Annotated in this window: 20 protein-coding genes, 1 rRNA gene and 1 pseudogene; 1 reads left to right on the top strand and 21 read right to left on the bottom strand. The window is 67.4% G+C overall.

Annotated elements, in window-relative coordinates; genetic code table 11:
- Positions 1–10 precede the first annotated feature (10 nt).
- From nuoF to AB1446_11410, 19 genes and pseudogenes are all read right to left on the bottom strand, one after another.
- Positions 11–3049, bottom strand: a complete 3039-nt coding sequence (nuoF, locus tag AB1446_11500; GenBank protein MEW6547517.1) for an NADH-quinone oxidoreductase subunit NuoF — start codon at positions 3047–3049, stop codon at positions 11–13.
- 18 nt (positions 3050–3067) lie between these two features.
- A complete protein-coding gene (locus tag AB1446_11495) occupies positions 3068–3430 on the bottom strand; it encodes a (2Fe-2S) ferredoxin domain-containing protein (protein MEW6547516.1) in 363 nt (120 codons plus the stop codon).
- Positions 3427–4002: an ATP-binding protein gene (locus AB1446_11490; protein ID MEW6547515.1), complete on the bottom strand. Its 576-nt coding sequence runs from the start codon at positions 4000–4002 to the stop codon at positions 3427–3429. The genes AB1446_11495 and AB1446_11490 overlap by 4 nt, the downstream gene beginning before the upstream one ends.
- A 10-nt stretch (positions 4003–4012) precedes the next feature.
- Positions 4013–4492 (bottom strand): NADH-quinone oxidoreductase subunit NuoE, encoded by a 480-nt coding sequence (nuoE, locus tag AB1446_11485; protein MEW6547514.1) that lies wholly within the window; start codon positions 4490–4492, stop codon positions 4013–4015.
- Between the two features lie 87 nt (positions 4493–4579).
- On the bottom strand, positions 4580–5335 hold the full coding sequence (locus AB1446_11480) for a PHP domain-containing protein (protein ID MEW6547513.1): 756 nt from the start codon (positions 5333–5335) through the stop codon (positions 4580–4582).
- On the bottom strand, positions 5336–5677 hold the full coding sequence (locus tag AB1446_11475; protein MEW6547512.1) for a DRTGG domain-containing protein: 342 nt from the start codon (positions 5675–5677) through the stop codon (positions 5336–5338).
- A complete protein-coding gene (locus AB1446_11470) occupies positions 5655–7031 on the bottom strand; it encodes a [Fe-Fe] hydrogenase large subunit C-terminal domain-containing protein (GenBank protein MEW6547511.1) in 1377 nt (458 codons plus the stop codon). The genes AB1446_11475 and AB1446_11470 overlap by 23 nt, the downstream gene beginning before the upstream one ends.
- A complete protein-coding gene (locus AB1446_11465; GenBank protein MEW6547510.1) occupies positions 7028–7459 on the bottom strand; it encodes an ATP-binding protein in 432 nt (143 codons plus the stop codon). The genes AB1446_11470 and AB1446_11465 overlap by 4 nt, the downstream gene beginning before the upstream one ends.
- Positions 7460–7464: 5 nt before the next feature.
- Positions 7465–7824 carry a DRTGG domain-containing protein gene (locus AB1446_11460; GenBank protein MEW6547509.1) on the bottom strand — a complete coding sequence of 120 codons (360 nt, stop codon included), beginning with the start codon at positions 7822–7824 and terminating at the stop codon, positions 7465–7467.
- 273 nt (positions 7825–8097) lie between these two features.
- A complete protein-coding gene (gene hypE / locus AB1446_11455; GenBank protein ID MEW6547508.1) occupies positions 8098–9117 on the bottom strand; it encodes a hydrogenase expression/formation protein HypE in 1020 nt (339 codons plus the stop codon).
- Positions 9074–10231 carry a hydrogenase formation protein HypD gene (gene hypD / locus AB1446_11450; protein ID MEW6547507.1) on the bottom strand — a complete coding sequence of 386 codons (1158 nt, stop codon included), beginning with the start codon at positions 10229–10231 and terminating at the stop codon, positions 9074–9076. The genes hypE and hypD overlap by 44 nt, the downstream gene beginning before the upstream one ends.
- The gene (locus AB1446_11445) at positions 10221–10433 is read right to left on the bottom strand and encodes a HypC/HybG/HupF family hydrogenase formation chaperone (protein ID MEW6547506.1); all 213 of its coding nucleotides are present in this window, start codon (positions 10431–10433) and stop codon (positions 10221–10223) included. The genes hypD and AB1446_11445 overlap by 11 nt, the downstream gene beginning before the upstream one ends.
- Positions 10402–12912, bottom strand: coding sequence for a carbamoyltransferase HypF (gene hypF / locus AB1446_11440; GenBank protein MEW6547505.1), 2511 nt, complete (start codon positions 12910–12912; stop codon positions 10402–10404). The genes AB1446_11445 and hypF overlap by 32 nt, the downstream gene beginning before the upstream one ends.
- A 61-nt stretch (positions 12913–12973) precedes the next feature.
- Positions 12974–13603 (bottom strand): annotated as a pseudogene (locus AB1446_11435) (stage 0 sporulation family protein).
- Between the two features lie 39 nt (positions 13604–13642).
- Positions 13643–14467 carry a hypothetical protein gene (locus AB1446_11430; protein ID MEW6547504.1) on the bottom strand — a complete coding sequence of 275 codons (825 nt, stop codon included), beginning with the start codon at positions 14465–14467 and terminating at the stop codon, positions 13643–13645.
- Positions 14464–14793 carry a cyclic-di-AMP receptor gene (locus AB1446_11425; protein ID MEW6547503.1) on the bottom strand — a complete coding sequence of 110 codons (330 nt, stop codon included), beginning with the start codon at positions 14791–14793 and terminating at the stop codon, positions 14464–14466. Before AB1446_11425 ends, AB1446_11430 begins: the two co-directional genes overlap by 4 nt.
- A 24-nt stretch (positions 14794–14817) precedes the next feature.
- Entirely contained in the window at positions 14818–15444 is a 627-nt protein-coding gene (tmk, locus tag AB1446_11420; GenBank protein MEW6547502.1) for a dTMP kinase, read from the bottom strand.
- Positions 15445–15494: 50 nt separating this feature from the next.
- Positions 15495–16922 carry an aminotransferase class I/II-fold pyridoxal phosphate-dependent enzyme gene (locus AB1446_11415; GenBank protein ID MEW6547501.1) on the bottom strand — a complete coding sequence of 476 codons (1428 nt, stop codon included), beginning with the start codon at positions 16920–16922 and terminating at the stop codon, positions 15495–15497.
- Between the two features lie 24 nt (positions 16923–16946).
- Entirely contained in the window at positions 16947–18140 is a 1194-nt protein-coding gene (locus tag AB1446_11410; GenBank protein MEW6547500.1) for a Xaa-Pro peptidase family protein, read from the bottom strand.
- A gap of 126 nt (positions 18141–18266) precedes the next feature.
- On the opposite strand from AB1446_11410, the gene AB1446_11405 reads away from it, so the two are divergent.
- Entirely contained in the window at positions 18267–19907 is a 1641-nt protein-coding gene (locus AB1446_11405) for a nitrilase-related carbon-nitrogen hydrolase (protein MEW6547499.1), read from the top strand.
- 58 nt (positions 19908–19965) lie between these two features.
- On the opposite strand, the gene AB1446_11400 is transcribed toward AB1446_11405, so the two are convergent.
- Positions 19966–21261 carry a family 1 glycosylhydrolase gene (locus tag AB1446_11400; GenBank protein ID MEW6547498.1) on the bottom strand — a complete coding sequence of 432 codons (1296 nt, stop codon included), beginning with the start codon at positions 21259–21261 and terminating at the stop codon, positions 19966–19968.
- Between the two features lie 94 nt (positions 21262–21355).
- A 5S ribosomal RNA gene (gene rrf / locus AB1446_11395) occupies positions 21356–21440 on the bottom strand; the annotation flags it as partial.

Raw genomic sequence — 21440 nt, 5'->3', positions numbered from 1 at the left:
GCCCTACCCCCTACTTCACGTCGCAGCGCAGGCAACGGGCCGCCTCGGCCATGGCCACCTCGTAGTTGTAGCCCAGCTCCACTTCCCGGAAGGAGTCGCACCTCTTCTCGGGCGGCAGCACGGTCACCTTGCGCCGCGGCGTCTCCTTTTCCAGCAACTCACCGGAGAGCTTCCGCTCCACGGGCTGCTCCAGCACTACGTTGCCGTCGCCGCCCAGGTAGCGGTCGATGGAGGCGGCCGCGCGCTTGCCCGCCGCCACCGCTTCGATCACGCTGGCCGGACCCAGGGTGCAGTCGCCGCCGGCAAACACACCCTCCAGGTTGGTGGCCATGGTCCGGGAATCCACCACGAACACCCCGCCCCGCCCGCGGGCCAGGGCCCCATTGCCGGTGGCGAACTCGGCTTCCACGGTCTGGCCTACGGCGGAAATCACCACGTCGGCGGGCACGATGAACTCGGACCCCGGCTGCGGGACCGGCTTGCGGCGGCCGCTGGCATCGAACTCGCCCAGGGTCATGCGCTGGCAGGCCAGTCCAGTTACCCTGCCATCCTTCCCCACCACCCAAGCCGGGGCGGCCAGAAAGGTGAACCTGATCCCCTCATGTTCGGCCTCTGCGATCTCGTCGGGGATGGCGGGCATGTCTTCCCGGCGCCGGCGGTACACGACGTGCACCTCTTTCGCGCCCAGGCGCAAGGCAGTACGGGCCGCATCGATGGCCACGTTGCCGCCGCCCACCACTACTACGGTCTTGCCCCTGAAGTCCGGAGCCTGCCCCAGGTTCACCCGGCGCAGGAACTCCACGCCCGCGTAGACACCGGCCATCTCCTCGCCCTTAACGCCCAGGGGCTGGCTGCCGTGGGCGCCCACCGCCAGGAAGATGGCCCGGTAACCCTGCCCCTTCAGCTCCTCCAGGGTGATGTCCTTCCCGACCCGGACGCCCGTCTTGATCTCGACCCCCAGGTCGGTGATGGACTTAATCTCGGCCTCCAGCACGTGGCGTGGCAACCGGTACTCGGGGATGCCCACGGCCAGCATGCCACCGGCCACGGGCAGGGCCTCGAACACCGTCACCCGGTACCCCTTCAGGGCCAGGAAGTGAGCGCAGGTCAGGCCGGCCGGGCCCGAACCCACGACCGCCACCCTCATACCGTTGGACGGAGCAGGGGCGAAGTTGGGAAGGCGCCCCTCGTGCTCAAGCACCCAGTCGGTGGCGGCCCGCTTGAGCAGCCGGATGGCCATGGGCTCGTCGATCTGGCTGCGGCGGCACCTGGACTCGCAGGGATGGTCGCACACGCGCCCGCACACGGCCGCCAGCGGGTTGTCGCGCTTGATGGTGAAGTACGCGTCGCGGAAGCGCCCGTTGCGGATGTGGTCGATGTATATGGGGATGTCGATGCCGGCCGGGCAGGTGTTCTGGCAGGGCGACGTGAAGAGCGCCGCACACACCGAGGCCGGGCACCGCTTGTCGCGGATGTGGGCGTCGTACTCCTCGCGGAAGTACCTGATGGTGGAGAGGACCGGGTTGGGCGCCGTCTGGCCCAGGCCGCACAGGGCGGAATTCTTGATCTGCTGCCCCAGCTCGATGAGCAATTCGACGTCGCCCTCTCGGCCTTCACCCCGGGTGATGCGTTCCAGGATCTCCAGCATGCGCTTGGTGCCCACCCGGCAGGGCGTGCACTTACCGCACGACTCATCCTGGACAAATTCCAGGAAGAACTTGGAGAAGTCGACCATGCAGGTGTCCTCGTCGGTCACGATGAGGCCGCCCGACCCCATGATCGTCCCCAGCGCAGCCAGGGACTCGTAATCGACCGGGGTATTGAGGTACTCGGCCGGGATGCAGCCGCCCGAGGGCCCGCCGGTCTGGGCAGCCTTGAACTTCTTCCCCCTGGGGATACCACCACCGATGTCAAAGATGATTTCCCCCAGCGTGGTCCCCATGGGTACCTCCACCAGGCCGGTGTTGTTGATCTTGCCGGCCAGGGCGAACACCTTGGTGCCCTTGGACCGTTCCGTCCCCAGGCGCGCGAACCACTCCGGACCATTGAGGATGATGGGGGGAATGTTGGCCCAGGTCTCCACGTTATTGATGACCGTGGGCTTGCCCCACAACCCTTCGTTGGCGGGGAATGGCGGCCGCGGACGGGGCTCGCCCCGTCGGCCCTCGATGGAGGCAAGCAGGGCGGTTTCCTCACCGCACACGAATGCTCCTGCCCCCACCCGGATTTCCACGTGGAACGAGAAGCCGGTGCCGAAGATGTTGTCCCCCAGCAGCCCGTACTCGTAGGCTTGGGCAATGGCCTTCCCCAGCCGTTCCACCGCCAGGGGGTACTCGGCCCGCACGTATAAGTACCCCTGCCTGGCCCCGATGGTGTAGCCGCAGATGGCCATGCCCTCCAGGACCGTGTGGGGGTCACCCTCCAGTATGCTGCGGTCCATGAAGGCACCCGGGTCACCCTCGTCGGCATTACATACCACGTACTTCGGCGTCCCCTGGGCCTTCATGGCGAACTCCCACTTTAGGCCGGTGGGGAAGCCCGCCCCGCCCCGCCCCCGCAGGCCGGAGCGCTTCAGGTAGTCGATTACCTCCTCCGGCTTCATGGAGGAAAGCACCTTGCCCAGGGCGGCGTAGCCGTCGCAGGCGATGTACTCCTCCACCCGCTCCGGGTCTATACGGCCGCAGTTGCGCAGGGCAATGCGCACCTGGCGCTGGAAAAAGGGTATCTGCTCCCGTTCGGGAACCTGGACTCCCGTCTCCGGTAGACGGTATACCAGGCGCTCCACGACGCGACCCTTGAGCAGGTGCTCTTCAGCGATGGTGCGGGCGTCCGCAGGGGTCAGCTTCCGGTAAAACACCCCCTCGGGGTAGACCACGATCATGGGACCCAGGTCACAGGGACCCATGCACCCCGTCTCCACCACCCGCACTTCTCTGTCCAGCCCGTGCTCCCGGATGGCAGCCAGCAATTCTTCCTCCACCGCCTTGCACCCGGAGGAAAGGCAGCCGGCCCCAGCACACACGAGCACGTGGGCGCGGTAAAGCTCCATGGCTACTCCTCCCTCCGGCTACCTGGCCGCCAGCACCCATTCACCGATGATCTGTCCGTTCACCACGTGCTGGGCCACGATCTGACGAATCTTCTCCGGCGTTACGTACGAGTAAGTCACCTTGGGCTGGCCGGGCCGGCTCACCTCCACCAGGGGCTCGTACTCGCACAGCCCCGCGCACCCCGTCTGGGTCACGGTTACGTCGGTCAACCCCCGCTTGCTCAGTTCGTCCAGGAGGGCAGCCATCACGTCACGGGCACCCGCAGCGATGCCGCAGGTACCCATGCCCACCGTGATGCGCACAGCTCGGGCGCCCTCCCGCACCTTCATACGTTCCCGCACCTCGTCCCGCAGCCGGGCCAGATCTTCCAGCGATTTCACCTCGACTCCACCCCCTTGCAACCTTGACAAACCGCGGAACTCAACGCCCTTTCCCCTTCGGCTACGTGGCGGTTAATCCAGGCCAGTACCCGGGGGTCATCACGGGCGCTCACCCCCAGAAACCCGTCCAGTTCCCGGGTGGAGAAACGGAAAACGCGGCGGTCCCGCCAGTGTTCGTACTCCACCTCCACCGCGGGCTCGGCCGCAGCCACCTCCAGGGTGGCAGCCATGTCCCCTAGAGGGGCCCGGTCGATGTGGCTAAGTTGGAAAGTAGCGGTCACCCGCGTACCTTGCCCGGGCGACGATTCGATCCGCAGGTCGCCCCCCGCCGCCCGGGCGGCAGCTTCCAGAAGAGCAAGCCCCATCCCCACCCGTCGGGTGAGGCGCGTGGTGTAAAAGGGGTCACAGGCGGTGCGCACCTGGTCGGGGGTCATCCCCCGCCCATCGTCCCGTACCTCGATCTCGAGCCGGTCGGAAGCGGTGTCCTCCCGCACCGTTATCTGCACCGTGCGGGCCCCCGCTTCCACGGCGTTGCGGAAGAGGTCAAGGATGTGGAGGGCCAGTTCGTGCACCGTCGTCCCCCTACTCGTACCTGCTCAGGATTTCCCCCAGTTTCTCAGGCTTGACGCGAGCGTGCACGTCTTTGTCGATCATCACCGCCGGACCCAGCCCGCACGCCCCCAGGCACCGGACGACCTCCAGGGTGAAGCGCCCATCGTCGGTCGTGTCGCCCGGTTTGAGCCCGTAGTCCTTCCGGAGGCGCTCTATCAGTTGAGCCGCCCCCCGCACGTAACACGCCGTCCCCTTGCACAGGTTGATGGTGTGACGCCCCCGGGGCTTCAAGGTGAACAGCGCGTAAAAGGTCACCACCCCGTACACATCCGTCAGTGCTACGTCCAGGGTGTCCGCCACCTCTTTCAGGACGTCACGGGGCAGGTAACCAAGTTTCTCCTGGAGGCGCGATAGCACCTGGATCAGGCCGCTGGGTTGCCCCCGGTACCCGGCGATGATTTGACTCGCTTCCTCCCTCAGCGTGGGGCTGAGGGCTGCCACCTGTGCCACGATCTCCCTCCTCTCTGAAGCTGCAGCAGTTGCCACGTCACCTGTGGCAGACGATCACCCTCCCTCCTGTCAGCAGGAAGACCGCCCCTACTTGGGGCAGATCACCACGTTCCTTCCCCCCACCCCCCGGAAAGCCAGTCCCAGTTCCGCCACCGTGGGCTCCTTCAGGCAAAAGAAGCTGGGGTGGAGCCCGATTTCCTCCAGCCTGTGGGCGTCGGAAGCCGAATACAGGCGGATGTCGCCCAGCTGGGGGAACCGGGTCCTCACGGCTTCCTCCGCTTCCCGCCCGGAAATCTCGGCTGCCAGCAGGTCCAGGCCGGGAGGAAAGAAACCCAGCGTGTACACCAGGCCGTAGGCCTGGCGGTCGACGTGAGCGGGCACGACCAGGCCGCCCATGGCGGTAACGCGCTGCACCACCTGCTCGACCCCCAGGTCGCAGGCACACAGCAGCAATCGTTCCTCCTTACCGGCCGGCCGGTCGCAGGCATCAAAGAGGAGTTGCCTTCCGAAGGTTTGCTCGGGATTGGAGCGCGCCGGCAGGTGACGGTATACCTCTTCTCCCCAGCTTTCCGCCTGCTCCGGGGTGTCGAAGAGACACACCAGGTGCACGTCTTCCCGCGTCTGCACTTCCATGCCCGGGATCACCGCCAGATCGGCCGTCCTCCCCACTTCCATCACCGCCCGTACCTGCCGGCAGGAGTTGTGATCGGTCACCGCAATCAGGTCAAGCCCCGCCACCTGTGCCGCCGCCACCACCCGCCAGGGACTCATGTCATCGTCGGCGCAGGGCGACAGGGCCGTGTGCACGTGCAGGTCCGCCCGCCACCGGCGCAGCCGGGCCATCTAACCCGCCCCGCCCAAAAGCCTCCAGAGTTCGCCAGCCACCCGGAAGGTGGGATAGGGCGATCGCATGATCACCACTCCTTCGGTGTCGGCCCGTTGCAGGGTCTCGGCATCGGGCTTCTTGCCCGAGGTAATGATGACACCCGCCAGATTGGCCAGGCTGGCCACCGCCACCACGTTCTGGTGGGTCTGGATGGTCATCCAGACCTGGCCCGACACGGCGTTGGCCATCACGTCCGACAGAAGGTCGCTCACATACCCCCCGGTAACGTCCCGGTCCAGGTGAGCCGACCCCGTCAGCACCTCCAGGCCCAGCTTCTCAACCACGGTCTTCAGGTTCACCGCCGCCACCTCCACCGGGGGCCTTGTCCCTGGAGAGAGCTGGAGGCACGATGCGGGTGAGTTGCACCATGCGCTCTGCCAGCTCCTCGAGATGCTCTCGCAACTGGAAAATGCAATCGGTCTCGAAGGCACGCTCCCTGACGATATCCTCGGCCAGGGCGCGACACGTAGGGGACCCGCAGGCGCCGCAGTCCAGGCCGGGCAGGCGGGCCAGCGTCTTCTCCAGGCGGTCCATCTTGCGGATGGCCCGGGTGACGTCCTCGTCCAGGCGCAGGACGGGGCGGGGCCCGATGGGCTTGACCATGTCAAAGAAACCCTGCCGGAACCGCCGCCTCACCTCGGCCTCGTCCACTCCGGGACCCCGCTTGCCGTACTCCTCCACCAGGCGGCGCATCCGCACCCGGCTGATGAACGGGTTCTGAACTGCCAGCGGCCCTCCGATGCAGCCTCCCACGCAGGCCTGGGCCTCGATGAAGTCGACGTCCGACAGCGTCCCCCGCTCCACCTCTTCCAGCACGGTCACCACATTGTGGATGCCGTCCACGGCCAGGACAGTGCCCGTTCCCAGGGCCCGGCCTTCGCCCCCTGCCGCCCCCCAGCCAATACCCATGCCCGAGGAGCGGTGCAGTTCCCCGCTCAGGTCGACGTCGGGCAGTCGCCGGAGGACTTCGGCGTACATGGCGCTCATGGAGAGCACCCCGTCCACGCTGCTCACCAGGCTCCCCTCGGGCTGCTTGGCAGCCGTGACCTTGGCCGCGCAGGGGGTGATGAAAAATGCACCGATCTCGCGGGGATTCACGCCCCGCTCCCGCGCCATTTCCTCTTTGGCCAGGCGGGCTGCTATCTCCATGGGGGTCTCCACCGGGATGATGTGGGGCAGGAGGGTGGGGAACCGCACCTGCATGAGCCGGATCACCGCGGGACAGGCCGAAGAGATGAGAGGACGGGCCGCCCGCGGCATGCCCCGCTCCAGGTACGCCCGGGTGGCCAGGGTAACCGCCTCAGCCGCCACCGCCACCTCGAATACCCCGTCGAACCCCGCTCCCAGCAGGGCGGCGAGCACAGCCCCGGGCGGGACGTCCGGGCGGAACTGCCCGTAAAAGGCCGGTGCGGGCAGGGCGACCCGGCAACGGAAGTCCTGCAAACGCTCCAGGCCATCCGTGACCACGTACTTGGCGTGGTTGGGGCATACCCGCACGCACTCGCCGCAGTCGATGCAGCGTTCTTCCATAATCCGGGCCTTGCCCTCGCGCACCCGGATGGCCTCCACCGGGCAGCGCTTGATGCAGTTGGTGCACCCCTTGCACTTGGCCAGGTCCAGCCGCACCGAGTGGAAGTACCCGCCCTGGCTCATGCTTTGCCCACCTCGATGACGAGCCGAACCCGGGTGCCCTTGCCCACCTCGGTGGACACCTCCATATGGTCCGAGCACCGCCGCATGTTAGAAAAGCCCATGCCCGCCCCGAAGCCCATCTCGCGGACGTAGGCGGGCGCGGTGGAGTAACCTTCCTGCATGGCGAGCTCCAGATCGGGGATACCTGGCCCCTCGTCCTCGGCCTCCACGACCACCCGCTGCGGGGAGATGCGGGCCCGCACCACGCCCCGCCTGGCATGGATCACAATGTTGGTTTCTACCTCGAAAGCACACACGGCGGCCCGCCGCACCAGCGACGCCTCCATCCCCACCTGCTGCAGGGTGCGCTTGATGCTGCCGGAAGCCTCTCCTACCGCCGCGAAGTCCAGGCCCCTCACCTCGAACTCCAGGACCAGTTCCTCAACCATGGTCCTCACCGGCGCTCTTGGGCACGGCATCCCCGCAGCCCCGCCTCATACAGCAGCCCGCAGCTGTCGAACAGCAGGAACCTGGTGAGAAGCAGGGGTATGCCCTTGTCCCGTGCTAGATCGACCACCGAGTCGGCAGGCCTCTTCCCCCGGACGAAGACCACACCGCAGAACTCCATGAGTTCGGCTGCCCGTACCACCTGCGGGTGGGTGAGGCCCGTCAGCAGCAACGTCCCGGGCGTGGCGAAGAAGAGGGAATCGGAAATGAGGTCGCAGCCGAAGCCGGCCACGACCTCCCTGTCGAGCAGGTCCTCGCCCCAGAGCACCTCCGCATGCAGGATTCGCTGGACATCTCGCAGGCGCACCACTGAACCTCGGCGGGGGTTGTGACACGTTTCACATGTCCGGTCAAATTGTAACAACAATTTATGGCGCACCCATTACGCAAACCTTGCAAACGGCTTAAAACCAGCATTGCAATATCCCGGCAACCATAAAACCCCACGGCCCTTGTGATGCCTCTCACTTGAGGCGGCTCCGGCCACGGGATAACCGCCACGGGAGCCGGTACTTCCTTGCCGCAGGGGGCGGGCGCGCGTAGGCTCACCTGCTGCCTGGTGGTCTCACCGACGGCAGACCTAGCAGATGCGGGGGAACTGCGCCCCTGCCGACAACTCCAGGCGCCGGGTACCCCCCAGGCTGGTGATCAGGTAGGCATAGCCCCGACCGGGACGCACCTCGCCCACCAGGCTGGCCCCCGCCCCCAGCGGATGAGCCCGGCACGCCTCCAGGACCCGAGAGGCCTGCGCGGCATCCACCACGGCCAGGAACTTTCCTTCGTTCGCCAAATACAGGGGATCCAGCCCCAGCAGGTCACACAGGGCGCGTGCTTCGTCGGTGAGCGGTATGCAATCCTCTTCCAGGTAAAAATCCAATCCACAGGCGGCCGCCATCTCCCGGGCCACGGTAGCCAGGCCTCCGCGGGTGGGATCCCGCAAGAAGTGCAGCGCCCCCGGACAGCAGGTCATGATGTCGGCCACCAGATGGTTCAGCGCTGCGCAATCGCTGCTTACGGAGCTCTCCACTCCCAGGTTTTCGCGGGCCAGAACAACCGCCAGTTCGTGCTCTCCCACCGGCCCGTTCAGGAGAAGGCGATCCCCGGGCCGCACGGCCTCCGGGCCGATCACCGTTCCCGGCGGCACCAGCCCCAGCCCGGCCGTGTTTATGAAGATTCCGTCCACGCTGCCCCTCTCCACCACCTTGGTGTCCGCAGCCACCACCTGCACCCCAGCTTCGGACGCCGCCCGGCGCATGGAGTCGACCACCCGTTCCAGGACGCCCAGGTCGAGGCCTTCTTCGAGGAGAAACCCGGCCGACAGGTACAGGGGGCGGGCGCCCACCATGGCGAGGTCGTTCACGGTGCCGCACACGGCCAGCCTCCCGATATCTCCCCCGGGGAAGAAAAGCGGCCGGACCACGAAGGAGTCCGTGGTGAATGCCACCCGGCCCCCACCCAGCTCCAGCACGGCCGCATCTTCCAGCCGCCTGAGCACGGGATTGCCCAGCAGGGGCAGGAAAAGATCGGCTATCAGCTGGTGGGTGAGGAGCCCTCCGTCACCGTGGGCCAGGAGCACCTGCCCCTTCTCCCTGGCGGTCACCGTCATCGCCCCTTTCGTAGCGGAAGTAGGCAGCGCAGGCGCCCTCGGAGGACACCATGCAGGGCCCCTGCGGCGACGCAGGGGTACAGACGCGGGCGAACAGGGGACAGCAGGGGGGGAGCAGGCTTCCCCGCAACACGTCACCGCAGCGGCACCCGGACCGCGCCGCAGCCGGCTCCCGGGCCTCCACCCCGTACCGCCGGCGGGCATCGAAATCCAACCAGCTCGCCCGCAGGTCGAGCCCGCTCCCGCCGATCATCCCCAGCCCGCGCCAGGTGGCGTCTACCGGCTCAAAGCAGGACCACATGGCCTGCTGGGCCAGGGGATTACCCTCCTCGCGCACTGCCCGCGGGTACATGTTCACCACCCCGACCTCTCCGGAGGCCATCATCCCGGTGAGCCGATCTATCGCCATAAGGATGTCTACGGGTTCAAACCCGGCGATCACCGCCGGCACGCCGTATTCCTCTGCCAGGAAGGAAAGGGCGCGTCGGCCGATCACGGTGGATACGTGTCCGGGCAGGAGAAAACCGCTCACGTTCGCCTCGCCCTGATCGAGGAGGGCCCGCAGGGCCGGGGGAATCAGCTTGTGGGCGGGGTAGATGGAAAAGTTCGCCAGGCCCAGCCGGCGGGCCTGCACCAGGGCCAGGGCCACCCCGGGTGCCGTGGTCTCGAAACCCACCGCCAGGAACACCACCTCCTCATCCCGGCGGGAAGCCGCATACAGGACTCCATCCAGAGGGGAGTAGGCCAGCCTCACCCGGCCACCCTGGGCCCGCACCGCCTCCAGGCTGGCAGAACTTCCCGGAACCCTCATCATGTCCCCGAAGGTAAACACGGTGAGGCCGGAAGCGGCCAGCGTCACCATGGCATCCACGTCCCCCGCAGAAGTAACGCACACGGGACAACCCGGGCCACTCACCAGGGTGACCGCATCCCGCAGGGCGGAACGGATGCCGGTGCGGGAGATGGCCACCGTGTGTGTGCCGCACACCTCCATAAGAGCCACGTGGCCCCCCAGTTCCCGCGCCACCCTTTCGCGGATCCTGGCCACCAGCCCGCGGGCCACGCGGGGGTCCCGAAACCTATCCCACACCGCCCGGTCAACGACCATCGCCGGCACTCAACTCCCCAAGGAGGGCCAGGCTTTCCCGCGCCTCTTTCTCGTCCAGAACGGCGATGGCCACCCCCGCGTGCACCAGCACCCAGTCCCCCGCTTGGGCCCCGGGGACGAAGTGCAGCGCCACCCGCAGGCGGGTCCCGCCACTCTGCACCTCTCCCCAGTCACCGTCCCGAGCCAGCACCTGCACCGGCACGGCCAGGCACAAACTCCTCACCCCCCGCCAGCTTCCAGACCGCCACCGCCGCCTGCCCCAGGGCAATCCCCCCGTCGTTGGCAGGTACCTGCCGGGGAAGGAGACAGCGCAGACCCGCCCGCTCGAGCCCTGCCGCCACCAAAGGGACCAGCAGGCCGTTCTGGAAGGTGCCCCCCGACAGGGCCACCGTGTCCAGGCCTTCCTCCCGCGCCACCAGGCACGCCAGGCGGACCATCATATCGGCTACCTCCAGGTGAAAGCGCAGGGCGAGGCGCCGCCGCGCCCCCTGATCCTTCCCCGCGGCCAGAATCTCCCGTCCCAGGGCGGTCACCAGGGGCCCGGGATCCACCACCCATACTTCCCCCGAGCGCTCCCACCGCCAGGACAAGTCCCCCTCCCGGTCCCGGAAGGAACCCTCGCCGCCGGATTGGCAGAGCCGGGACGGGACGGTCTCCGCCAGCAGCGCGTCAGGCGAACGCCCGGCAAGCGCCCGCCACGCTTCCTCCTCCAATTCGATGGCCGCCTGGCCCTCGTAGGTATTGCGGTGACATATCCCCAGCAGGGCGGATACTGCATCGAACAGGCGGCCCGCGCTGGAGCAGAGCAGGCCCGTCCGCGCACACAGGTGCCAGGTGGCGGTGACTTCCCGTTCGTGGCCCGCGAAAAGTTGCCGGGCCAGTTCCAGGCCTTCGTCGCCCAGCGAGTGACGCAGGTAGCTAACCGCCATGCGCAGGGGGTTGCGGATCGCCCCCTCGCCGCCGGGGAGCGGCACGTAGGCCAGATGAGCCGCCCGCCGGAACCCTCCCAGCGATCCCACCAGCACCTCCATCCCCCACACTTGACCGTCAGTCCCGTATCCCACCCCGTCGGCCACCAGGCCCAGCACGGGGCCGGGCACCTGGGCATCGGCCAGGACAGAGGCCAGGTGGGCGTGGTGATGCTGAACGCTGACCCGCCGTTCGGGGGGGAACTGCTGCGCCGGGCCGGTCAGAGAGAAGGTAGGGTGCATGTCGTGGGCCAGCACTGCGGGCTCCACCCCCAGCAAGGAAGCCATCTGCCCAAGGGCTTCCCGCAGGTTCTCCACCCCTTCCACCGTGTCCATCTCCCCCAGGTGCTGGCTGAGGTAAGCCTGGTTCCCCCTGGTCAGGCACACCACGTTCTTCATCTCTGCCCCCAGGGCTGCCACCACCGGTAACTCCGAGGGGGCACCAGGAGGCAGGGGCAGAGAAATGGCCGCAGGGACATACCCGCGCGAGCGGCGGACGAGTTGCACGTATCCCCCGGGGCACGATGGCCCCCAGGATGGCATCACCCGCACCACCGAATCATCGCAGCGCCGGAAAATGGGGCGGTTATGGACGAGGAAGTAATCAGCTATGTCTCCCAGTTGGGTCAGCGCCTCTTCTTCGTTCTTTGCGATGGGCAGGCCGCTGCGGTTGCCGCTGGTCATCACCAGGGGCGGTGACCCTTCCAGCAGGAGGATGTGCAGAGGGGTATAGGGTAACATGGCCCCCACGGTATCCAGCCCCGGAGCCACCGAAGACGCCAGAGCTCCCGCTTCCGACCGCCGGGGGAGGATGACGATGGGGGCCTGAGGCGAGGTGAGCAGTTCCTCTTCCAGGGGGGACAGGAGGCAATGAACACGCACCGTTTCCAGGTCGGGGAACATGACGGCAAAGGGCCGAGCTGGCCTCCTCTTGCGTTCCCGCAGCCGGGCCACCGCCTCTTCGGATGTAGCATCGCAGGCCAGGTGGTAGCCGCCCATGCCCTTGACGGCCACGACGTACCCGGCCCGGAGCAACTCGCGGGTGACCCGGTCCCAGGGGCCGGGAAGTTCGCGCCCTGCAGCATCTACCACCCAGGCCCGCGGCCCGCACAACGGGCAGGCGGTGGGCTGGGCGTGGAAACGCCGATCCCCGGGATCTTCGTATTCGTGGCGGCAGTGTTCGCACATGGGAAAAGAGGCCAGCGTGGTGCGGGCGCGATCGTAGGGCAGGCCCGTCACCACCGTGAACCTGGGACCGCAGCGAGTACAGTTGGTGAAGGGATACCGGTAGTGACGGTCCGCAGGATCGCCTATCTCCCGCCGGCAATCGGGGCAGGTGGCCAGATCGGGCGGTATCATCACCTGGGCGGGTGCTCCTCCCTGGCTGGCCAGGATATAGAATCCCCCCTCGGGGGGATCGGCAAGCCCGGGCAACGGCTGTACTTCCACTTCTTCCACCCGGGCCAGGAGGGGCGGATGAGAACGCAGCGCCCGCACGAAACTGTCCAGGGCCCCGAGCGGCCCCTCCGCCTCGATGACCACTCCCACCCCTGCATTGGCCACCCAGCCCCGCAACCCCAGAGACGTGGCCAGGCGCCAGACAAACGGGCGAAAACCTACACCCTGGACCGTCCCCCGGACGGTAACCTGCCAGCGCTGGAGTACCGCCTCCCTGCTGCCGGTTGGGGAATCAGTTTCCTGACGGTTCGGTATCGTCCCCAGCTTCCTCAGCCTCTTTGTCTTCGGCTTCCTCTCCGGCCTGAGGCCGGTACTGGTCGGCCTCGTAGCGCAAACAACACATGAGCCGGCCGCACAGGCCCGATATCTTGCCCGGATTCAAGGAGAGGTTCTGCACCTTAGCCATGCGGATGGATACCGGCTGGAACTCGGCCAGCCACACCGCGCAGCACACTTCGCGACCGCACGGACCCAGGCCTCCCACCATCTTCGCCTCGTCCCTCACCCCCACCTGCCGGAGCTCGATGCGAGTGCGGAAGCTGCTGGCCAGATCTCGCACCAGTTCCCGGAAGTCGACCCGGGTTTCGGAGACGAAGTAGAAAACCAGGCGGGAGCGATCCAGGGTGTACTCGGCGTCCAGCACGTGCATGGGCAGATCGCGGGCGGCCACCTTCTCCCTGCAAACACGCAGGCTCTCCCGGGCCAGGACCTGGTTCTCCTCTGCCTGGCGCAGGTCGGCTTCCGTGGCCACCCGCAGCACGGGCTTCAGAGGCTGTACCAGTTCCCCATCGGGGACCTCCCGCACCGGACAGATCACTTCCCCGATCTCCAACCCGCGCGCCGTTTCCACTACTACCCGGTCACCGGGCTCGAGGTCGAGCCCTGCCGGGTCGAAGTGATAGGGTTTTCCGACGCGCCTAAAACGAACGGCCACTACCTTAGCCAAATGATTCACCAGCCGTGAACTGCATAAATTCCCCCCGCATTATAAACCGCGGGCGCGGCAGGGACAAGCAGCGAACACGTCGGCAAGCTCCAGGAGCAGGCATTCCCAAACCAGGCGGGCATTGCCGTGGGCCTCCAGCCTGGTGGCAGCCCGCTCCACCGCTTCCCACGCTCGCAGCAACGCCCGGGTGGCATCGGCGTCCTGCCCTTCCCTGACCATACGCACCACGCGGTCCCGCATGACTGCGGTCAGTTCCCCGGTGACTTCCTCACCCCGGTCCGTCAGGCGTTTGGCCAGCAGCAAGAGGTGGGACCCTTTGCCCCGCCCAGTCGCCTCCAGGATCTCCTCCGCCAGAGAAGCCCCCGCCCTCCCGGCGTCTTCCTGCGGCCAGGCGAGCAGCTGGCAGCGGGAAAGCAGGGTGGCGGGCAGATCGGCGACCTGATCGGCCAGCAAGAGGAAAAGGGTCCCCGGGGGCGGTTCTTCCAGCAACTTGAGGAGGGCGTTGGCCGAGGGCAGGGTAAGAAGATGCACGTCCACCAGGATGTGCACGCGGCGCTCACCCAGGGTGGGGCGGCGGAACGCTTCCCCGATCAGGGCACGCACCTGCTCGATGCGCCAGGCGCCGCGCTCCGCCTCCCAGCGGCGCAGGTCGGGGTGGGTATGCTGCCGGGCAGCCCGGCAGGAAGCACAGGTGCCACAGGGCCGGGCCGCATCGGGACGATCACTGCCGCCCGCCAGGCAGAGGTATGCCTCCGCCACCCCGCGGGCCACCTCCTCGCTGCGGTTGCGCACTCCGCACAACAGGTAACAGTGCCCGAGCCGCCCTGCCCGCAGGGCGGCCTCGAGTTGCTCCCGGGGCGTCATATCTTTTCGTACCGCTCCACGTTGAGCACGAACACGGTGGCCCCGCCCACCATCACTTCCACCGGGTAAGCCACGTACGAGTCGGCGGGACCGCTCATGGGAGTAAGAGGGGTTACCAGCTGCTCACGGGGCCGACAGGTTTCCCTGATGGTGGCCAGCACTTCGTCCGTCTGGCCATCCTCCACCCCGATGAGTACCGTGGTGTTCCCCTCGCGCAGAAAGCCCCCCGTGCTGGCCAGTTTGGTGGCCCGGTATCCCTTCTTCACCAGGGCCTCCAGCAACCGCACGGAATCCTTATCCTGGATGACGGCCACGATCAGCTTCACGCCCTCACCTCACCTTGTGGCCCTCTACAGGAGCCCTGCCCTGTGCAGGGATTCTTCTACCAAATGCCACACAATCCTCTCGACTTCCCGTACCGGAAGAGTGCCATCGACCACTTTTACCCTTTCCGGGTGGGCCCGGGCCACATCCAGGAACCCCTCCCTGACCCGCCGCTGGTATTCCTCGTCGCGTCCTTCGATGCGGTCCGGATTCCCGGTCAGGCGGTGCTGCCTGGCCCAGCCGGGGTCGATATCCAGGAGGATGGTCAGGTCGGGCTCCAGCCCCTCCGTGGCCAGGCGGTTTACCTCCAGGACGTGCTCCGGCGGAATGCCCAGTCCGGCGGCCTGGTAGGCCAGGCTGGAGTCCAGGAACCTTTCCAGCACGACCACCTTTCCTTCCCGCAGGGAAGGCAGCACCACCTCGTGCACCACCTGAGCCCGGGATGCCGCATACAGCAGCACCTCCGCCTGGGGGCATATGACCCGCCCGGGATCCAGGACCAGTTGCCTGATCGCCTGCCCCAGGGCCGTGCCCCCGGGCTCGCCCAGGGCCACTACCTCAAAGCCGCGCCGCCTGAGCTTGGGCAAGAGTAACCTCAACTGGGTCGACTTGCCGCCCCCATCGGGTCCCTCCAGCGTGATGAAATGCCCCACGGCCACAGCCCCTCCCCCGGGGGACGGCGACCCGCCCCCACCCGCTGGTCCTATTCCTCTCGCAATACCCGGACCATCCCTGGCTCCTGTCGGCCCACCGGTACCAGACCCATCTCGTGACAGCGCCGCACGAAAGCCAGAGCCTCTTCGCTCCACCTCTCCCCGGGGGCCACCACCGGCACCCCGGGTGGGGAAAGGTAGAGCATATCCCCCGCTATCCGCCCCACCGCCCGCTCTAGAGGCACCGTTTCCTGCTCCGCCCACCAGGCTCGGGTTGGGTCGGTCACCGCCTCCAGACGGGGGTACGGCCCGATCCCCGTGCTCCCAACCCTAGCCCCGGCGACGCCGCCGACCACCGCGGTGCGTGTTCCCCGGCCGGGCAACCGGGTCAGGACTTCCGCCAGTGCGTCGCTGTCCGGGCCCGGACGCAAACCGAGGAGGATAAGTACTCTGTCTGGTTCGGCCCACTCGACTTCAATACCTGCCTCCCGCAAAAAATTGGCAGCCTCCCGGCCTTCCCACCCCATCTGTGCCGTGTCCACCACCAGACGGAGAGGATCGTGCACCCACCCCGGCGGCAGGTCCCGGGGGAGGAGAAATACTCCCGCCCGCTCGAGCCTTTTCTGAAGCTGGCGGGCGCGCTCCAGGTGCACCGTCGCCTCGGGAAGCCACCGCCCCAGGTGCCACCTGGCCGCATCCAGGGAGGCCATGAGCAGGTACGAGGGACTGGAACTCTGCACCATGCGCAGGCTGGCTCGCAACCGCACGCCATCCAGCCGGGAGCCGACGAGGTGCAGCCAGGCACCCTGGGTGAGGGCAGGAAGCGTCTTGTGAGCACTCTGGACCACCAGGTCGGCACCGGCATCCAGGGCAGATGGCAAACCCCCTACCCCCCAGTGGGCGCCGTGGGCCTCATCCACGACCAGCACCGTCCCTACCTGCCGGCAGGCCTCGACCACCTGCTCCAGGGGGAACCCGATCCCGTAGTAGTTGGGCCTGGTCAGCAGAAGCACGGCCGGACGCCAATCCCGTACGGCCCGGGCCGCTTCCGCCGGGGAAGGCCCCACGGGGAGACCGTCGCCGGACCACTCTTCGGGCAGGTACCGAACCCGGCACCCCGACAGGATGGCGGCCGCGAATGCTGCCCGGTGGCTGTAGCGGGCCATGAGCAGCCTTTTCCCGGGACCGCCCGCGGCCAGCAACGCCGCCATGATACCCGCCGTGCTTCCTCCCACCAGGAAGAAGGATTCGTCTGCACCGTACAGGTCAGCCAGCAGGCGCTGGGCCCGGGCGATGATCCCCTGCGGGTGGTGGAGGTCATCCAGCCCCGGCAGCTCGGTGGCATCCAGCGCAAAGAGGCGTTCCGGCAGGAGTGCCGCCACTTCAGCCGCCACCTCTCTGCCCTGGCGGTGTCCGGGCGTGTGAAACGAACACAGACCGGACCGTTCCCATGCCAGCAGGGCCTCCACAACAGGCATGCACGCACCTTCCTGCGCCGTAAGCTACACCTCACATACCAGGCTGTCCAGGTCGCGGGGGTAGTAAGTCAGCACTTCCACCCCGTCTCCGGTAACCAGCACGGCGTCGGAGTGCCGGAATCCTCCCAGCCCGGGCACGTATATCCCGGGTTCCACGCTGAACACCATCCCGGGTTCGATGACCGTATCATCCCCCGCGTCGAAGAATGGTGCCTCGTGTCCGAGGATGCCCAGGGCATGGCCGGTATGGTGCCTCCAGTACGCCTCCAGCCCGTTATCGGCGAAGAAGCGCCTCACGACCTCATCCACATCGGCGCACCGGATCCCCGGCCTTATCGCGTCGAAGGCGGCTTGCTGGGCACCCAGCATGAGTTCAAACATGCGCCGCACCCTGGCGTCGGGCTGCCCCACGAACATGGTGCGCTCCAGTTCGCTCTGGTAACCACCCACGTTCGCCCCCGCCCCCGTGACCAGGATGTCTCCCCTGCGCAGCACCGCCCCAGTGGTCAGAGAATGGGGAAGTGCCGACTCCTTTCCCACCTGCCCGCGGAACCCCGCTGCGGCTCCGGGCTCCCCGATCCCCCAGCAAACCCGGTGGGGCCCCAGCGCTCTTAGCATGGCATCCGTGGCCCGCGCGGAGGCTTGCCACGAGATCTCCACCTCGCTGCGGCCGGGCGCCACCAGCTCCTGGAGGAAGGCATGGGCCAGGTTGCCCCAGCGCACGCTTTCCCTGATCAAGGATATCTCCTCGGGGGACTTCACCATGCGCATACGCGCACCTGCGTCGGCGACCACCTTCACCTCTTCACCCGCTATCTCGCTCAACCGCGGGCCCCGGTATCCCATACCCGAGGAGTATCCGTCGGCGTCCGCCAGCAGGCGCCTCCCGGCCAGGTGGAGGTCAACCAGCAACTCGCGCAGGAATTCCATGGGGTGCCGCCGCCCCGGGTACTCGGGGTACGACCGCACCTCGTCGGCGTACGAGTCCCGCTGGGCGTGTTCCTCTTCCAGGCGAGGCACCAGGAGCACCGACCGGGGTTCGGGGGTGACCACCAGCACCACCGGTCGCTCGGTGGGCAGGAAGGAGAAACCGGAAAAGTAGAAAACCTCAACGGGACCGAACATACAAGCTCCCTGGCATCCCTCCCGCGCTGCCTCTTCCAGGAGCCGTTCTCTGCGCCTTGCCACTTCCTCCCGGCTGATGCGCAACACGTCCATCCCTCCCGTCAGCCTGTATTTGGCACATCACCCGCCACTTCCTCCCCGTGGCCGGCGTACCGCCGGTTCTTCCCCGTAGTAGCCGTGCACACTCCCGCAACGCAATCCCGAAAGGAGCCACCGCCCATGAGAGTAGCGTGCGTCCAGCTTCAGGCTTACGACCTCGAGAGGGCAGAAGAGGGACTGTCCCACGCCCTGGCCATGACCGAGCGGGCTCTGGCCTGTCGGCCCGATATGGTCGTCCTACCCGAATGCACCTATCCTGCCTATTTTCTGGCCGCATACCACCAGACACACCTGCGCCCTCCGGCCCAGGTCCTGGAGATGTTCGCCAACCTGGCCCGCCGGGGCAACTGTTACCTGGCCCTGGGGCTGGTCGAGCCGGGGCGGGAAGGTACCCTCCTCAACAGCGCCGTGTTGCTCTCGCCCACCGGCGAGGTGGTAGCCCGTGGATACAAACACTTCCTGTGGCATTTCGACTGCCGCTGGTTCGCTCCCGGTTCCACGCCCGCCCTGGCCTCCACTCCCTGGGGGAAGGTGGGCATGTTCGTGTGCGCGGACGGGCGCCTTCCGGAGATACCCCGCCTGCTGGCCCTTCGGGGGGCCCGTTTACAACTGGACCTCACCGGCTGGGTCTCTTCGGGGCGCGACCCCGCTCGCCTCAGCAACCCCCAGGCGGAGTACATGCTCAGGGTCAGGGCCTTCGAGAACCGCTGTTACATCGCAGCAGCCAACAAGGTGGGGATGGAGGCAGGCCGCGTGGTCTACTGCGGGCGCAGCCAGGTGGTCTCCCCGGACGGAGAGATACTGGCCCGGGCCGGTTCCACCAGCCCCGAAGTGATCTGGGCGGACCTTCCCCTGCCCCAGGTCGCCGGCCCCCTCTGGCCCGACTTCGATCCCCTGCGCGACCGCCAGCCCGCCGCCTACGCCCTGCTGGCATCCCCGAATCCGGTGGCCGCACCGCTGCCCTCCCCACCGGCCCCGACCGCCGAGGTGGTGCGCCTGGCAGCTCTGCAACTTTCCCGACCAGATCTGCTCTCCTCTTTCCTGTACGGCTTGGCCTGCGAAGGTGCCACCGCCGTGGTTGCCAGCCCCCTGCCCGGGAACCCCGATCCCCATTTCGACCCCGGACAAGGGCACGCGGCCCCGCCGGTGAGGATCCTGGCGTGGCGGAACGGAGGGGAACTGATGAGCCGCCTGGAGACACCGGACCTGGAGGTGGTGGTAGACCGCTCTCTGTCCCTGGATCGCCGGGTGTACGACACCCCCGCCGGCCGGGTGGGGGTGATGCTCGACCGGGAGGCGTTGCTCCCGGAAGTGCCCCGGGTGCTCGCCCTGCTGGGCGCTGACTGGCTGGCCTGGCCCTGCTCACTGCCAGCCGATCTGGTGGAACTGGTGGCCCGTACCCGGGCAGCGGAAAACAAGGTGTTCGTGGTCGCCGCCAACGCACCCACCCCCGTCTCAGGGTGCACCGGCGCCCACACAAGAGGCACCCACATCCGCACAGGAGACACCTGCAGGGGTGGGACACCCGCGGATGCAGCCCGGACCGGGGTAGATGCTCGCGGAGCGAGCCTGGTGGTGGATCCCGACGGCCGCATCCTGGCCCAGGCCTTCACCGGCACCGACCAGAGCATAGCGGGCCAGGCTCACCTCTGCCTGGCCCGCCACAAAGCCATCGTACCCGGTACCGACGCGTTCGCTCATCGCCAGCCCGCACTCTACGCTGCCCTGACCGAAGCTACGCCCACACCTCCAGAAGATTGACCACGCCACCCACGCCCTGCGGGCCTGGTACCTCGGGCGGCCCCGCCTGCCTCCGCACTCATCCGGACAACGTGTCGAGGGGCGGCAACACTCCCGTGCGGGCCACCTGCCCCAGGAAGCGGCCACTGGGTCGGGCCGTCCGCTCCTGGGTTTCAAAGTTCACTCCGATGAGACCGAAGCGGGCCCGGTACCCTTCCGCCCATTCGAAGTTGTCGTGGCTCGACCAGTAGAAGTAACCCACCACGCGAATGCCCTCCCGGATTGCCCGGTGGACAACCTCCAGGTGCCTCTGGATGAAGCGCACACGCTGACCGTCATCGTCCGTGCAAATGCCGTTTTCCGTAATCACGATGGGCTTCCCGTGGCTGCCCAGCGAGCGCAGCACTTCCAGGAGTCCTTCCGGGTACACCTCCCACCCCAGCTGGTTCACTTCCGCCCCGGCAGGCGGAGGCTGGGTAGCGGCAGCGGCAAGATTGACCGCAAATCTCACCAGCCCCCGGCTGTAATAGTTCAGTCCCAGGAAATCCTGGCTGCCCGCCAGACCGGCAACCCCCCGCTTCCCCGGGGACAACCACCCCCAGACCGGCCAACCCGCGTGGCCGGTTTCGACCGCTTCCACGAACAGCCGGTTGAACACGTGGTCGAGGAAGGCTGCCAGCCACCTGTCCATCAGGGAGCGGGGACGAAGGGGGTGAAACGGCCGAAGGTGGTGAGCCACCCCCACCTGCGTTGCCGGGAAATGCTCCTTGATGACCCGGTAGGCGCGGGCGTGGGCCATGAGCATATGACGCACCACGGTCACCGCTTCCCCGAACCTCCGGTGCCCCGGCGGCCATATGCCCGTCAGGTAACCCATGGTGGCGAATACGAGCGGCTCATTCAGGGTGAGCCACCAGGTGACCCGATCCCCCACGGCCCGCACCGCCACTTCCGTGTACCGGGCAAACCAATCCACCACCCGCCGGTTCAGCCAGCCTCCCCGGCGACTGAGCCAGAGCGGGTTGGTAAAGTGGTGAAGGGTTACGAAGGGCTCCATCCCGCTCTCCCGGCAGGCGTCGACGACCCGTCGGTAGTGGTCCACCGCCTCCTGCGAGAACCGGCCCTCCTCCGGTTCAATACGGCTCCACTCCAGGGAAAAGCGATGGGCGGTAAAGCCCAGCTCCCCCAGTTGAGCGAAATCCCGTGGGTACAGGTGGAACTGGTCGCACGCCCGTCCGCTCCGGTGTCCGCCCCAGACCCTCCCGGGACGCTGCTCCCACTCGGACCAGTCGTTCACGTTACCGCCTTCCACCTGGTGCGAGGACGTGGCCGTTCCCCACAAGAACCCGGGCGGAAACCTCAGTGCCTCCCCCACGATCTCCCCCCTCCGCACGCTGCCGATATATAGCACGTGTCTCCCGAAGGCAAAACCCCCGCGGGGTTCGTCCCGCGGGGGTTTTGCGAAAGTTTCCCGGCACCGACCTACTCTCCCAGGCGGTCCCCCGCCAAGTACCATCGGCCCTGGAGGGCTTAACGACCGTGTTCGGCATGGGA

It is taken from the genome of Bacillota bacterium (genome assembly GCA_040757085.1).
In the GTDB taxonomy this organism is placed as follows: domain Bacteria; phylum Bacillota; class Sulfobacillia; order JACIYH01; family JACIYH01; genus JACIYH01.
The sequence above is the reverse complement of the archived record's forward strand: the minus strand, read 5'-3'. Positions and strand labels throughout refer to the sequence as shown.